Source organism: Paraburkholderia sp. SIMBA_054, from assembly GCF_046534875.1.
In the GTDB taxonomy this organism is placed as follows: Bacteria; Pseudomonadota; Gammaproteobacteria; order Burkholderiales; family Burkholderiaceae; genus Paraburkholderia; species Paraburkholderia hospita.
In genome coordinates, this window is sequence record NZ_JAWRXV010000076.1 from 14,781 (window position 1) to 28,255 (window position 13,475).

10 protein-coding genes are annotated in these 13,475 nt (G+C 65.2%); 4 read left to right on the forward strand and 6 right to left on the reverse strand.

Going from position 1 to position 13,475, the window contains the following annotated elements; genetic code table 11:
• Nucleotides 1–68 precede the first annotated feature (68 nt).
• Nucleotides 69–503, forward strand: a complete 435-nt coding sequence (locus tag SB822_RS47770) for a DoxX family protein (protein WP_007588581.1) — start codon at nt 69–71, stop codon at nt 501–503.
• Nucleotides 504–603: 100 nt separating this feature from the next.
• Here SB822_RS47770 and SB822_RS47775 read toward each other — a convergent pair whose 3' ends face one another.
• Complete coding sequence (locus tag SB822_RS47775; RefSeq protein ID WP_410858010.1) at nt 604–1,023, reverse strand: PaaI family thioesterase; 420 nt, start codon at nt 1,021–1,023, stop codon at nt 604–606.
• Nucleotides 1,024–1,248: 225 nt separating this feature from the next.
• Between SB822_RS47775 and SB822_RS47780 the strand changes: the two genes are divergently transcribed.
• Nucleotides 1,249–1,908 carry a ParA family protein gene (locus tag SB822_RS47780; RefSeq protein ID WP_007588586.1) on the forward strand — a complete coding sequence of 220 codons (660 nt, stop codon included), beginning with the start codon at nt 1,249–1,251 and terminating at the stop codon, nt 1,906–1,908.
• 59 nt (nt 1,909–1,967) lie between these two features.
• Here the strand turns inward: SB822_RS47780 and panD are convergent, their stop codons facing one another.
• The 4 genes from panD to SB822_RS47800 form a co-directional block, all read right to left on the reverse strand.
• Entirely contained in the window at nt 1,968–2,354 is a 387-nt protein-coding gene (panD, locus tag SB822_RS47785; protein WP_007588587.1) for an aspartate 1-decarboxylase, read from the reverse strand.
• An 18-nt stretch (nt 2,355–2,372) separates the two neighbouring features.
• Nucleotides 2,373–3,206, reverse strand: coding sequence for a pantoate--beta-alanine ligase (gene panC, locus SB822_RS47790; RefSeq protein WP_007588588.1), 834 nt, complete (start codon nt 3,204–3,206; stop codon nt 2,373–2,375).
• Nucleotides 3,207–3,564: 358 nt separating this feature from the next.
• Nucleotides 3,565–4,437, reverse strand: coding sequence for a segregation and condensation protein A (locus SB822_RS47795; protein WP_007588591.1), 873 nt, complete (start codon nt 4,435–4,437; stop codon nt 3,565–3,567).
• Nucleotides 4,438–4,623: a DUF3460 family protein gene (locus tag SB822_RS47800; RefSeq protein WP_410858011.1), complete on the reverse strand. Its 186-nt coding sequence runs from the start codon at nt 4,621–4,623 to the stop codon at nt 4,438–4,440.
• Nucleotides 4,624–5,045: 422 nt separating this feature from the next.
• Here SB822_RS47800 and SB822_RS47805 point away from each other — a divergent pair, with 422 nt between their 5' ends.
• A complete protein-coding gene (locus SB822_RS47805; RefSeq protein WP_410858020.1) occupies nt 5,046–6,800 on the forward strand; it encodes an autotransporter assembly complex protein TamA in 1,755 nt (584 codons plus the stop codon).
• A gap of 31 nt (nt 6,801–6,831) precedes the next feature.
• On the forward strand, nt 6,832–11,274 hold the full coding sequence (locus tag SB822_RS47810) for a translocation/assembly module TamB domain-containing protein (RefSeq protein ID WP_410858012.1): 4,443 nt from the start codon (nt 6,832–6,834) through the stop codon (nt 11,272–11,274).
• An 82-nt stretch (nt 11,275–11,356) separates the two neighbouring features.
• Here SB822_RS47810 and SB822_RS47815 read toward each other — a convergent pair whose 3' ends face one another.
• Nucleotides 11,357–13,249 carry an adhesin gene (locus tag SB822_RS47815; protein ID WP_410858013.1) on the reverse strand — a complete coding sequence of 631 codons (1,893 nt, stop codon included), beginning with the start codon at nt 13,247–13,249 and terminating at the stop codon, nt 11,357–11,359.
• Nucleotides 13,250–13,475 lie beyond the last annotated feature (226 nt).

Consider the following 13,475-nt stretch of genomic DNA (forward strand, 5'->3'; position numbering starts at 1 on the left):
GGTTCGAATAAAGTCCGTTCCATCGACGGCGCATTCCGCGCGGTCAAACCCGATCCTAAGGAACCGACATGAACCCGACCGTCGACAGCAAACCCGAGCTTGCCGCCACGATCCTGCGCGTCGCGCTAGCCGTGTTGTATCTGGCGCACAGCCTGCAGAAGATCTTCGTCTTCACGCTGCCGGGCACGGCGCAATTCTTCCAGTCGATCGGTTATCCGGGCTGGCTCGGCTATCTGACGGCCTTCGTCGAGCTGGCCGGCGGCATCGCGCTGCTGCTTGGCGTGCAGGTCCGCTGGGTCGCGCTGGTGCTGCTGCCGTTCATGCTCGGCGCGCTGTCGGTGCATCTGCCGAACGGCTGGGGCTTCGCGTCGCCGCATGGCGGCTGGGAGTATCCGGCGTTCTGGGCGGTCACGCTCATCGTGCAGTCGCTGCTCGGCAATGGCCTGTATGCAGTGGGCGGCGTGAAGGCGGCATCGATTGGCCAGGCGCGCAAGGCGGCTTGATCTCGCAGCAGACGGCTGGCGCAGCAACGCCAGCCTGCAGTTGAAACGGCGCGCGGGCATTCCTGCCTCGCGCCGTTTTGTCATTTCAACGCCTCGGCGCTCAGTACAAGACAATCTGCGTACAGCGAAACAGCGCCATCGTCTTGCCGTCGGGCGCCGTCACGGTCGCGTCCCACACCTGCGTGCTGCGGCCCAGATGCACAGCCTTCGCGACGGCGCGGATCGTTCCTTCCGTCGAAGTCCCGACAAAGTTGCTCTTCAGCTCGATCGTCGTGAAATTGCGCGCGTTGTCGGGCAGATGCGCGAGGCACGCGTAGCCGCAGGCGGTATCGGCGAGACCGATCACGGTGGCCGCGTGCAGGAAGCCGTTCGGCGCGAGCAACTCGCTGCGCACGGTCAGCTCGGCCGTCAGCACGCCTTCTTCAAGGCCTGTGACGTGCACGCCCAGCAAGCCCGGCAGCGAGCCTTTCTGGCGTTCGTGAAGCCGGTCGATCGTGTATTCGCTGCGAAGTTTGCTCATGGTCGTGATTCTCGAAAAAAGGGGATGGAAGCGTCCCTCAGGCGCGTAGGGACTTCGGCCTGACGGGTTTTGCCGATATTATCAACGGCTGGAACCAATCGGCCATGCCGCGTGCACAGGCGACGGAACGGCACGAACCGTCGCCGTGAGCCGCAATGCGCGGGCGGGCCGGAAGTCGAGCGGCAAACCGGCTGGCCAGCGCCAGCCATCTTCCCGGGAGAATTCATGACGGTGATCGTGGTGGCGAATCCAAAGGGCGGCGTGGGCAAGAGCACACTGTCGACCAATCTGGCTGGCTATTTCGCGGCGGAAGGCCAATGGGTCGCGCTCGCCGACCTCGACCGGCAGCAGTCCGCGCACGCATGGCTGGATCTGCGTCCGGAAACCCTGCCAGCCATTGAAACCTGGGAGGTCGACCCCGATGCCCCGGCAAAGCCGCCCAAAGGCCTCGAGCAGGCCGTGATCGATACGCCCGCCGGACTGCACGGCAACCGGCTGAACCTGGCGTTGTCGCTGGCGGATAAGGTGATCGTGCCGCTGCAACCGTCCATCTTCGATATTCTCGCGACCAAGGAATTTCTCGAACGACTCGCCAAAGAGAAAGCCGTGCGCAAGGGCGCAATCGAAATCGGCGTGGTCGGCATGCGGGTGGATGCGCGCACCAAGTCGGCGGACCAGCTGCATCGCTTCGTCGAAGGGCTCGATCTGCCCGTGCTCGGCTATCTGCGCGACACGCAGAACTACGTGCAGCTCGCGGCGCACGGCCTGACGCTGTGGGACGTCGCGAAGAGCCGGGTCGAAAAGGATCTGGAGCAGTGGGCGTCGATCACGTCGTGGGTCGACGGGAAGGCCGCGCACGGGAAGGGCGGCGGCAAAAAAGACTAAAGGCGCTTGTCGCAAGCGCCTTTAGTGATGTCGTGCAGATGATTCAGGCAGCGGAGCGATCAGCTCCAGCTTTGCGTCGGCACGTGGTCGCGGCTGCCCTTGATCACGTTGTTTTCGTCGACGAACACCAGATCCGGCTTCCAGCCCGCCTTCAGTTCTTCCTCGTCGACGTTCGCGAACGCCGCGATGATCACCAGATCGCCCAGTTGCGCGCGCCGCGCCGCCGAGCCGTTCAGCGAGATCATGCCGCTGCCGCGCTCGCCCTTGATCGCGTACGTCGAAAAGCGCTCGCCGTTGTTGATGTTCCAGATATCGATGCGCTCGTTTTCGACGATGTTCGCCGCTTCGAGCAGGTTCTCGTCGATTGCGCACGAGCCTTCGTAGTGCAGTTCGCAGTGCGTGACGACTGCGCGGTGAATCTTCGACTTCAGCATGTTGCGTTGCATGGCTAATCCTTCTGGCCGTCAGATTTCGAGGTTGTCGATCAGGCGCGTCGCGCCGAGCTTCGCGGCGGCGAGCACGACGAGAGGCGCGTCCAGCTCGTGCGCGGCGGGCGCGACGAGGTTCGAACGCTTGCGGATCGCGATGTAGTCCGGCTTCCAGCCGCGCGCAGCCAGCGACGCCACGGCTTCCTGCTCCAGCTTCGCGAAGTCGCGATTGCCCGACAGCACGCCTTCGCGCACGCGCGCGAGCGCGACGGCGAGCATCGGCGCCTCGGCGCGCTCGGCCTCCGTCAGAAAGCGGTTGCGCGAGCTGAGCGCGAGGCCGTCGGCATCGCGGACGGTTTCGGCGGCGATGATGTCGCACGGCAGCGCGAACTGCTCGGTCATCGCGCGCACGATCATCAACTGCTGGTAATCCTTCTTGCCGAACACGGCGACGCGCGGCTGCACGCACGACATCAGCTTCATCACGACCGTGCACACGCCCGTGAAGAAGCCGGGGCGGAACTCGCCTTCGAGGATGTCGCCGAGATCGTGCGGCGGATGCACGCGGTATTCCTGCGGCTGCGGGTACATGTCCCGTTCCGTCGGCGCGAACAGCACGTAGACGTTTTCCTTCTGCAGCTTGTCGATGTCGGCCTGGAGCGTGCGCGGATACTTGTCGAAGTCTTCGTTCGGTCCGAACTGCAGGCGGTTCACGAAGATGCTCGCCACCACCGGGTCGCCGTGCTGGCGCGCGAGGCGCATCAGCGACAGATGGCCCTCGTGCAGGTTGCCCATCGTCGGCACGAAGGCGGTGCGGTTCTGGCCGCGCAACTGGTCGCGCAATTCCTGGATCGAGCTGATGACTTTCATGATCGGGCGATGTTGTGAGTCACGCCGACCGCCGGCAGGCGGCAGCGAGGCTCGCGGTTGTCTCGTTCACGCGACGGTGCGCGCAGTGTCGGGAAATCCATGTGAAGCCCGGCGCAGGCCGTCCGGTAGGCTGGCTTCGAGCGCGGGATTGTAGTGGATTTATTGTCGTGCTGCACCGAGTTTGGGCGGCGGGGTAAACGCCTGGAATCCCGGATACTGGAACGGAACGCGGGCTGGATAAGCCACGCGAGGCCACGCGGTACGGCGTCCGGAAAGCTTCGTTTCGGTTCCGTGAACGGCTGCGACAGCGAGAAGAAGGCGTGCTGCAATGACGTCCCCGCGCGCGGCCGGCAGCCTGTCAGGCCGGCAGATAGGCCAGCCGCACGTAAATCGGCGCGAACGGCTCGGCTTGCGTGATCTCGATCAACGATTCACGCGACAGTTCGAGCATCGCGATGAAGTTCACGACGACGACGGGTACGCCGCGCGTCGTGTCGAACAGTTCGGAAAACTCCATGAAGCGTGCGCCCTGCAGCCTGCGCAGGATCACGCTCATGTGCTCGCGCACGGACAGCTCTTCGCGCGAAATCCTGTGATGCTGGACGAGCTTCGCGCGCTTGATCACGTCGGCCCACGCGGAGCGCAGGTCGTCCGTGTTCACGTCCGGGAAGCGCGGCGTGATGCTTTGCTCGATATACACCTCGGCGCGCAGGAAATCGCGTCCGAGTTGCGGCAACTGGTCCAGACGCTGCGCAGCGAGCTTCATCTGCTCGTATTCGAGCAGGCGGCGGACCAGTTCGGCGCGCGGGTCTTCCGCTTCATCGCCCGTGTCCGCCTTCTTCACGGGCAGCAGCATGCGCGACTTGATCTCGATGAGCATCGCGGCCATCAGCAGATATTCGGCGGCGAGTTCGAGATTGGTCTTGCGCAACTGTTCGACATAGCCGAGATACTGGTTCGTGACTTCGGCCATCGGAATGTCGAGCACGTTGAAGTTCTGCTTGCGAATCAGGTACAGCAGCAGATCCAGCGGGCCTTCGAACGTCTCCAGAAAGACTTCGAGCGCGTCGGGCGGGATGTAGAGATCCTGCGGCAGCTTGAAGAGCGGCTCGCCGTACAGGCGAGCGAAAGCGATGCCGTCGACGGTGTTGGGCGTCGAGTCGGTAGCGGGCGCGGCGAGCGCTGCGTCGGACTGTCCCGAAGCGGCGCGGGCCTCGTCGGCGATGGTCACTTAGAAGTTCTGGTAGTAGACGTACGAGTTCTGCTCCACGCGTGCTTCCTGATTGGCTGCGCGCTCGTCGAGGTCGATCGGCTGCTTGTCCCACAGCAGCGAGCGGCCGCGGCGCTGCTCTTCTTCCAGGGTGGGCTTTTGCGACTTCAGTTGATTCAGGAACTGCGTGATATCCGATTGATACATGGCTCGACGTCCGTGAATGAAGATGACGGCGCCCCGACGTGCTGATGACGCGGGGCCGCTCGTGCAGGACAGGATTTTACCGCAAGCTCGCCAACGCCAAGCGAAAAGTCGGCGGAACCTGGCGGAACCGTGGGCGGCCGGCGGCGTCCAAGGCGGGCGCTCGTTGCACAGTGCCGCCGCAGGGCCACTGGCAGCGCCCGTGGCCGCGGCGTATCCCGTAAATGGCGCTGCGCCGCCGATGTGTTCAAATAGCGCTCGTTCCCCCTGCGCCCGGGCGGGCCGGGTGTCGGCATTCTTCAACAATGGTCAATAAGAGCCGGAGGTCGCGTTTGGCGGGGTGGGCCATCGAGCGGTCGCGCAAGCATCGCAACGAAAGCACCGTGACAGGCCGTCGCGCGATGCAGCGCGCATCGTTTGCGGCGATGCTGCTGCGCGCGTGTTTGTCGTGCGGGTTCTGCGTGCTGCTGCTCGGCACGACGCACGCCCATGCCGCGCGCGCCAAGCCGACTTACGAGGTCGACGTGGAAGCGGAGCCGCGTTCGTTGCGCAAGCTGCTCGAAGAGCATCTGGACATTTCCCGCTTCGCGAAACGCGAGGACATCAGCCCCGAGCAATTCGACTTTCTCGTGACGGCGACGCCGCAGCAGGTGCGCGATCTGACGTCGACGCAAGGCTATTTCACGCCCGTCGTGCGAACCGACGTGCGCACCATCGACGACAAAAAGGTCGTGCGCGTCTCCGTCGATCCCGGCCCGCGCACGACCATTTCTTCGATTTCACTGTCGTTTCGCGGCCCCGTGCTGACGGAAGACCCCGAGCAGGAAAACAAGACGCGCTTTGCGTTCTCGCTGCACGAGGGTGAACCGTTCACGCAGACGGACTGGGACGACGCGAAGGGCGCGTCGCTCAAGGCGCTGCAGTCGCGCCGCTATCTGGGCGCGAAAATCTCGCGCTCGGAAGCGCGGATCGATCCGCGCACGCACGACGCGAAGCTGTCCGTCACCTTCGACAGCGGCCCCACGTTCACGATGGGCAAGCTGGACGTCGAGGGCACGCGGCGCTATCCGGAACGTATCGTCAGGAACGTGAATCCGATCTCGCCGGGCGAAGTCTACGATGTCCAGCGCGTGACCGAACTACAGCGCCAGTTGCAGAACACGCCGTACTACGCGAGCGTCGCGATCGATGTCGGCAACGACACGGAAAAGCCGCTCGATACCCCCTTGCACGTGAAGGTCAGCGAGTTTCCGTACAACAGCGTGCGCGGCGGCGTCGGCTATTCGACGGACACGGGCGCGCATGTGCAGGGCTCGTATTCGTATCTCGACACGTTCGGCGCGGCCTGGCCGTTTACCGTCGCTGGCCGGCTCGACCAGATCCAGCAGTACGGCCAGGTGAGCCTTGCGATGCCGCCGGGCCTGCGCGGCTGGACCAACAGCGCGCTCGTGTCGTACACCAGCACCAACGTGTCCGACACGCGCATCTACAGCTTGCGCGCGGGCGTGCAGCGCACGCGGACGTCGCAGTACATCGACTACGCGTACTCGCTGCTCTACTACCAGGACAGGCTGGACCAGAATACCCAGGCGCCGACCACGAGCCGCGCGCTCGTGCCCGGATGGTCATGGACGCGCCGCAATACCGACGACCCGCTGTTTCCGCGCTCGGGCAACCTGATCCACGTCGAGGCGGGCTTTGCGGTCAAGGGCGTGGCGACCGACCAGACCTTCATTCGCGGCTACGCACGCGGCCAGCAATACGTGCCCGTCGGCGCGCGCGACCTCGTCCTGTTTCGCGCGGAGCTGGGCGGCGTGTTCACGAGCGGGCCGTCGAGCGGCGTGCCCGCGTCGCTGCTGTTCCGCGCGGGCGGCTCGAACTCGGTGCGCGGCTACGGGTATCAGAGCATCGGTAACAACGTCGGCGGCTCGATTCTGCCGACCAAGTACCTCGTGACGGCCACTTCCGAATATCAGCACTGGTTCAACCGCGACTGGGGCGCGGCCGCGTTCTTCGACATCGGCACGGCCACCGACGCGTGGAACGAGAAAGTCTTCTATCCGGGCGTCGGCCTGGGCGCGCGATGGCGCAGCCCCGTCGGCCCGGTCAACATCGATCTCGCGTACGGCACGCGCAACCGCAGCGTGCGGCCGTATCTGACGCTCGGTATCGCGTTCTGACATCACACTGAATCGACGGCACTTTTTGAGCATGACGACGGACCCATCCGAGAACCCATCCGACCATCCGTCCGGCGGCGCACCGCCTGGCGGAGAGCCGCCGGGCGGCGATCCGCGGGGCGGCCCTCCGCCGCGCGGTCCGGACGGTTCGGACACGCCGCCGCCGAGGAAGCGGCGGCGTTTGTGGAAAAAGATCGCATGGGCGATCACCGTGCCGGCGGTGCTCGTTGCGCTGGTGGGCGGGCTGCTGTACGGCGTGGTCGTCACCGAGCGCGGCACCGCGTACGTGTGGCAGACAGCCGTGAAGCTGCTGCACGGCCAGCTCGAAGGCAAGCTCGACGGCGGCGCGATCGCGACGGGGCTGCATATGCGCGACGTGCGCTGGCGCAGCTTCGACGGCAGCGGCACGGACATTCGTGTTGACCGCATCGACGGGAAATGGGCGCTGTCCGACAAGCCGTGGCGTTTCGTCGTCGATTATCTGCATATCGGCACCGTCGATGCGCGCATCGCGCCGTCCACGTCGAAGTCCGAGCCGATGAGCCTGCCGAAGGATCTGCGTCTGCCGCTGCAACTGGCCGTGCGCGATCTGAGCGTCGAGAAGCTGATCCTGCACGAGGGCGCATCCACCTCGGAATACGCGCGGCTGCTGTTTCATGGGCGCAGCGACGGGCGCCATCACGAGGCGTCCGTCGATCGACTCGACACGCCGTTCGGCGCGGTGACGGCAGCGGCGAAGCTCGACGGCGTGCGGCCGTTTCCGCTGACGGGCGACGCTGGCTATTCGGGCAAGGTCAACGACGAAGCCGTCCAGGTGCGCGCGCATCTGTCTGGTTCGCTCGAAACGCTGATTGCCGAGCTCGACGCATCGGGGATGAAGCTGACGGGCCACGCGCGCGTCGAGGCGACGCCGTTCGCGGAGGTGCCGCTGCAGCGCGCGACGCTGGTCTTCGATCACGTCAATCCGCAAGCCTTCGCGCCCGGCGCGCCGCTGGCCGATCTCGCCGTGCGCGCGGAATTGCAGCCGGTGCAGCGGGACGCGGCAGGGCATGTGGTGCCGGCGAGTGGGGCGAGCGTGGCGAGTGCCGTGGCTGCTGCGAGCACGGTCACGGCGGCTAGTTCGGCAGGTTCGGCAAGCGCGGTGAAATCTGCACGTGCGGCCAGTTCGGCGAGCGCGGCGAAATCTGCGCGTTCGGCCAGTTCGGCGAACGCGGTGAAGTCTGCGCGTGCAGCCAGTTCGGCCAGTTCGCCGAAACCGGGCCGCGCGGCAAGCTCCGCAGTCCTCGCGAGTGCAGCGAGCGCAGCAAGTGCACCGCCGGCGGCCTCTCAGGCGCAAGCCGACGCCGCCCATCGTTCGCCGGGCTTTGCGGTGCAAGGCCAGGTGTCGATCGTGAACGCGAAGCCCGGCTCGATCGACGCGCATCTGCTGCCGCTGATCGATGCGCGCGCCGACGTGCAGCTCGACGCCAAGGCGCAGCGCATTTCGAACCTCAACGTGCGGCTGGTCAAGGAAGCGACCGTCACGGGCGGCGGCGCGCTGATGGGCAAGCGCGGCCAGTTCGACCTGAAGGTCGCGAAGCTCGATCTGAACGCATTGCAGGCGAGCGTGCGGCCGACGCAGTTCGCCGGCCCTGTCTCGATCCGGCTGAACGACGACGTGCAGAGCGTCACGCTCGATCTGAACGATCCGAAGGCGGCGCTGCGTGTGCAGGGCAAGGTCACGCTCGATCCCGCGCGCACCAGTTTCAACGACGTGCGCCTGAGTTCAGGCAAAGGACGCATCGACCTGAACGGCGCGATCAAGCGTGACGCCAGTTCCACCTATAACCTGAAGGCGACGCTGACGGACTTCGATCCGCTGTCGCTGACGACGCAAACGCCGTCGCGCACGGCGGCGCCAGCCAGTACCAGCGGCTCAGGCAAGGGCAAAGGCAAGCGCGCCCAAGTGAGCCCGCCGAAAGAGCCCGTGAAAGCAACGGTGAAAGCACCCGCGTCGCGCAAGATCGAAGCGCGCGTGAACGGCACGCTGACGGCGGCGGGCTTGCTCGCACCAACCTTCACGACAAAAGCCGAGTTCCGTCTAGGCGAAAGCGTCTACGACGGCCTGCCGATGACAGGCAGCGGCACCATCCAGCTAGCCGGCTCGCGGATTCTGCCGAGCCGCGCGAATCTGTCGGTGGCGGGCAATCAGGTCGATCTGCAGGGCAGCTTCGGCGCGCGCGGCGACCGGCTGCGCTTTCATATCGACGCGCCGGAGTTGGAGCGACTGGGCTTCGGTCTCGCTGGCCTCGTCGCGGCGCAGGGCGACGTGACGGGCACTTTCGAGCATCCGAATGTCGCGCTCGACTACAAGGCCGACAGCGTCGTGTTCGGTGCGAACAAGGTCGGTCACGCCGAAGGTCACGCCGAACTACGCGATGGCGCGAACGGCGCGATGGTCTTCACGACGGACGCGCGCAATATCAGCACGGCGGGCGTCGAACTGAACACGCTCACCGCGCACCTGAACGGCACGCGCGCGAAGCACACGCTCGACGCCGCCGCGACGGGCACGCTGCAAGGCCGGCCGCTCGATCTCGCCGTGGCCGCGAACGGCAAGCTCACCGATGCGCGCGACGGCACGCACTGGGACGGCACCGTCACGCGCCTGTCGAACAAGGGCACACCCGCACTGAACATGGAGACGCCGCTGACCGTCAGCGCGGGCGGCCAGCGCGTGACGCTCGGTCCGACGCGGTTCACGCTGGAAGGCTCAGTGCTCGACCTGAAGTCGTTTGCGCTCGATCACGGGCGCATCAAGTCGGCGGGTACGCTGACGGGCGCGTCGGTGGCGCGCATGCTCGAACTGCGCCAGGAATTCACAGGCGTGCCGTCGACCTTGAAGACGGACCTCGTGTTCGACGGCAACTGGGACTTTGTGCTCGGCGAAACGGCGACGGGCCATATCGAGTTGAAGCGGCGCGGCGGTGACATCACGATCGAAGTGGGACGCGGCTTCGCGCCGCTCGGCATCACCGACGTCAATGCGCGTGCGGACTTCAGCGGCGGCAATCAGCTGAACGCGACCGTGCATGCCCAGGCGAGCCGCATCGGCGTGGTCGACGCGGCGGCGCATACGACGCTTGCGCCACGCGACGGCGTGCTGATGGTCAACGACGAAGGGCCGCTGTCGGGCTCGATCAACGCGAACGTGCCGTCGCTGAAGACGACGGGCGGGCTGTTTGGGCCGAGCTATCTGCTCGACGGCCATCTGGCGCTGAAGCTCGCGCTCGGCGGCACGGTTGCGAAGCCGAATCTGTCGGGATCGCTGGTTGGCGATGGGCTGTCCGCGACGCTCGTCGATCTCGGCGTGCAGTTGAAGGACGGTGTTGTGCGCATTGCGCTGTCCGAGAATCTCGTCGATTTCCAGCAGGTCGAGTTCCACGGCGCGACGGGCACGCTGCGCGCAACGGGCCGCGTGCGCCTCGACAACACCGAGCCCGATCTGACGGCGAGCATCGTCGCCGATCAGCTCGAACTGTTCGCGTCGCCGGACCGGCAACTGACGATGTCGGGCAGCGCGAGCGTCGCCAACGCGGGCACGCAGGGCGGGCTGGCGATCAACGGCAAGTTCGTCATCGATCATGCGCTGTTCGACATGCCCGACAAGTCCGAGCCGCGACTGGGCGACGACGTCGTGGTGGTGCGTCCGGATGGATCGGTGGCGAGCGGCAAGCCGCAGGAAGTCGGCAATTCGAATAAGCCCGTCGGCGCGTTTGCGCCGCGCGCGAACATCGATATCGATCTCGGCCAGAAATTCCGCTTCCGCGGCCAGGGAGCGGACGTCGGCCTGCGCGGCACGATCACGGCGCTGTCCGCGCCGAATCTGCCGCTGCGGGCGGTGGGCAACGTGCGCGTGACGGAAGGTTCGACCTATATCGCGTTCGGCCGCAAGCTCGGCATCGAGAATGGCTTCTTCACGTTCAACGGACCGGTTGCGAACCCGGGCATCAATATTCTCGCGATGCGCCGCAACCAGCAGGTCGAAGCGGGCGTGCAGGTGACGGGGACGATCCAGTCGCCCGTCGCGAAGCTCGTGTCGGAGCCGAACGTGCCGGACAACGAAAAACTGTCGTGGCTGCTGTTTGGACACGGCACCGATCAGGGCAACAACGTCGGCCAGCAAAGCACAATGACGACGGCGCTTGCGCTGCTCGGCAGCGCGAGCGGCAAGCGCATCGCGCAGGAGTTCGGGCTCGACGAGTTCTCGATCGGACGAAGCGAAGTGGGGCTGACCGATCCGCAGGTCGTGATGGTGTCGAAGGCGATGAGCGAATGGCTCGTGATCGGCTACGAACAGGGTTTGCAGTCGGCGAGCAACGCGATCAAGGCGACGGTGAACCTGACGCGTTACTGGTCGGTGGCCGTGTATGGCGGCACGTTCCAGGGGATGGATCTGCAATACACGCGGCGCTTCGACCGGCTGCGGTGGTGATAAAAAAACCGGCGGGGCGGCGAGCGCCCGGCCGGTTTTTGGCTGGAAAACGGAGGCGACGTGCTACGTCGCCTTCACGTGGTCAGGTTTGAGTCTGCAACTTCACATAGCCCTGCGCCTGTGCGTTCACGAGCGCCAGCACATTCCGGCCAAACGCTTCGGGCCGTCCTTCGAAAATCCGTTCGACGGCTTTCGTCTCGATCATCTTGCGGCGCAGCGCTTCGCGCTCCTCATGCTGGGTGGCGAGCCGCACGGCTGCGCGCACGTATTCGTCGACGGAATGCGTGGTCAGCCAGTCGGGCATGCCCGTGCGTCCGAACAGACCGCTGTCGATATGCTCGAAGACCTCGCGGCCGCACAGATTGACGCCGGGCAAGCCGAGCGTGAACGCATCGACGATGCCGTTGGTGTTGCCGAACGGGAACGGGCTCACGAACATGTCCATCAGGTTGATCACCTTCAGATAGGCCGGATAGCTCATCCCGCCGTACACCATGACGTTTTCGAGCGGCAGCGCGGCCTCGACCAGACGGCGCACGTACGCGATATCGAGACCTTCGGCCCAGGACGTCATGAAATGGAAGCCCACCGGGATGCCGGCTGTTTCGATGATGCGACGGCACGCGTCGAGAAAGCGCGGATTCAGCTTCATTGCGCTCGCCGTCACGGCGATATTGATGAACTCGCCGCGCTTGGGGAGGCTCGGCGTGACGTCGGTGAGCAGTTTGGACGGCACATACGGCTGACCATCTTTCGGCAATTGCATCAGCTTTTCGCTGAAGCACGCAGGATCGCCGACGAAGTCTTCCTCGACGCTCACGTAGTCGATACATTCGGCGTGCATCGTCGCGGGATGGCCGAGCGCGGCGATCTGCAGCGGCGCGACACGCACGTTCGTCATGAACACCGTATGCGGGAACATGCCGACGCTCGGCATGTACAGCACGGCCGCCTGATTCTCGAGTGCGAAATCGCGCACCTGCCGGACGATCTCGCCGACATATTCGGGATGTTCGAACGGAATGAAGCGGTCGAACACCGCGCGTCCCGCTTCGTCCACGTGCTGCGCTTCGCCGAACGCGACGACTTCGAAGCGCTCGCGCGCGGCGAGCATCGTGCGCGAATGCGTGCGATAGATCGAGTGGCCGCCGTTGAACCATTCGAGCACAACGACCATCAACGGTTTGCGCTCGCCGCGCGTTGCCGCCGCTTCGGGCGTTGCAACGCGGCCGACTTCGGCTTCGTGCTCGAGCAGGCCGAGCGTGCCCAGCTTCTTGCGCACCAGACGGCTGATGCCGCGCTTGATCGCGTGCCGGTTCGGCAAGTCCGAATAGCTGCAGTGCATATACGCGCCGCAGACGGCCGGGCCGGCCAGATCGTCGAGATCTTCGATGGTTTCGAGGGCGCTGGGCAGCCATTCGATCAGACGTTCGCGCTTGGCGTGCGCCGCGGGCGAAATCACCACGGCCGAACTGACGACCGACATGCCGAGGCTCGTTGCCAGCACGGGATCGCTCTTTGCCAGGTCGGCGAGATCGATGTCGTATTCAGATTCCACGGTGTACAGCACGATCTGCTTTCTGATCAGCGCTTTCGCGACGTCGGCGGCAGGCGCTTCGCCGGCGTCGGCGAGCAGCGCGCGCAGAATGTGGTCCGTGTTGCCATACGCCGACGCGACGAACAGCATATTGAGGAAATGCCGGGCGGAGAAAAGCTGGTTGAACTGCTTTTCGTTCAGCTGGAATTGCGGATCGGAGAGGAGAGCGGTGATCGCGTGGGTGATGCGTTGCAGCGTCCGCGCGCCTTCTTCGCTGGCGGGTTTGGTGGGGTCGGCGAGCGCCAGTTCGACGCCCGGCAGTCGGCTGCGGTTCGAGGCCAACGTGTTGAACAACACGATCAACTCTTCATTCGCGGCGTCGTGATCGCGCGCAGCAACGAGGGATTCGAACCGGTCGAGGGAGAATTCAGTGCTCATGTCAATGCTCTGTGGAAGCGGCTCGGATTGCGCGAGCGCGTCATGTTCAATGGAAGGCGGAAGGCGCGGCGGCGTGGCTGATGCATCCACCGTGAAGCGCGTGCCGCCTGCGTAAGAGGCCGGCGGCGCACGTCTCATAAAGCGATCTCGATTTTCGAAGAATTCGCTGTGGATGAATCTAGGAGCAGTCTTATTTTGAGAAAGGAACCCGCTGCAAAAGCGTGGT

Bases quoted from the DNA above. Each gene is read 5' to 3' on its own strand.
- SB822_RS47800 (WP_410858011.1), bottom strand. From the start codon at position 4,623: ATGTATCAATCGGATATCACGCAGTTCCTGAATCAACTGAAGTCGCAA.
- SB822_RS47770 (WP_007588581.1), top strand. From the start codon at position 69: ATGAACCCGACCGTCGACAGCAAACCCGAGCTTGCCGCCACGATCCTG.
- panD (WP_007588587.1), bottom strand. From the start codon at position 2,354: ATGCAACGCAACATGCTGAAGTCGAAGATTCACCGCGCAGTCGTCACG.
- SB822_RS47775 (WP_410858010.1), bottom strand. From the start codon at position 1,023: ATGAGCAAACTTCGCAGCGAATACACGATCGACCGGCTTCACGAACGC.
- SB822_RS47805 (WP_410858020.1), top strand. From the start codon at position 5,046: ATGCTGCTGCGCGCGTGTTTGTCGTGCGGGTTCTGCGTGCTGCTGCTC.
- panC (WP_007588588.1), bottom strand. From the start codon at position 3,206: ATGAAAGTCATCAGCTCGATCCAGGAATTGCGCGACCAGTTGCGCGGC.
- SB822_RS47810 (WP_410858012.1), top strand. From the start codon at position 6,832: ATGACGACGGACCCATCCGAGAACCCATCCGACCATCCGTCCGGCGGC.
- SB822_RS47780 (WP_007588586.1), top strand. From the start codon at position 1,249: ATGACGGTGATCGTGGTGGCGAATCCAAAGGGCGGCGTGGGCAAGAGC.
- SB822_RS47815 (WP_410858013.1), bottom strand. From the start codon at position 13,249: ATGAGCACTGAATTCTCCCTCGACCGGTTCGAATCCCTCGTTGCTGCG.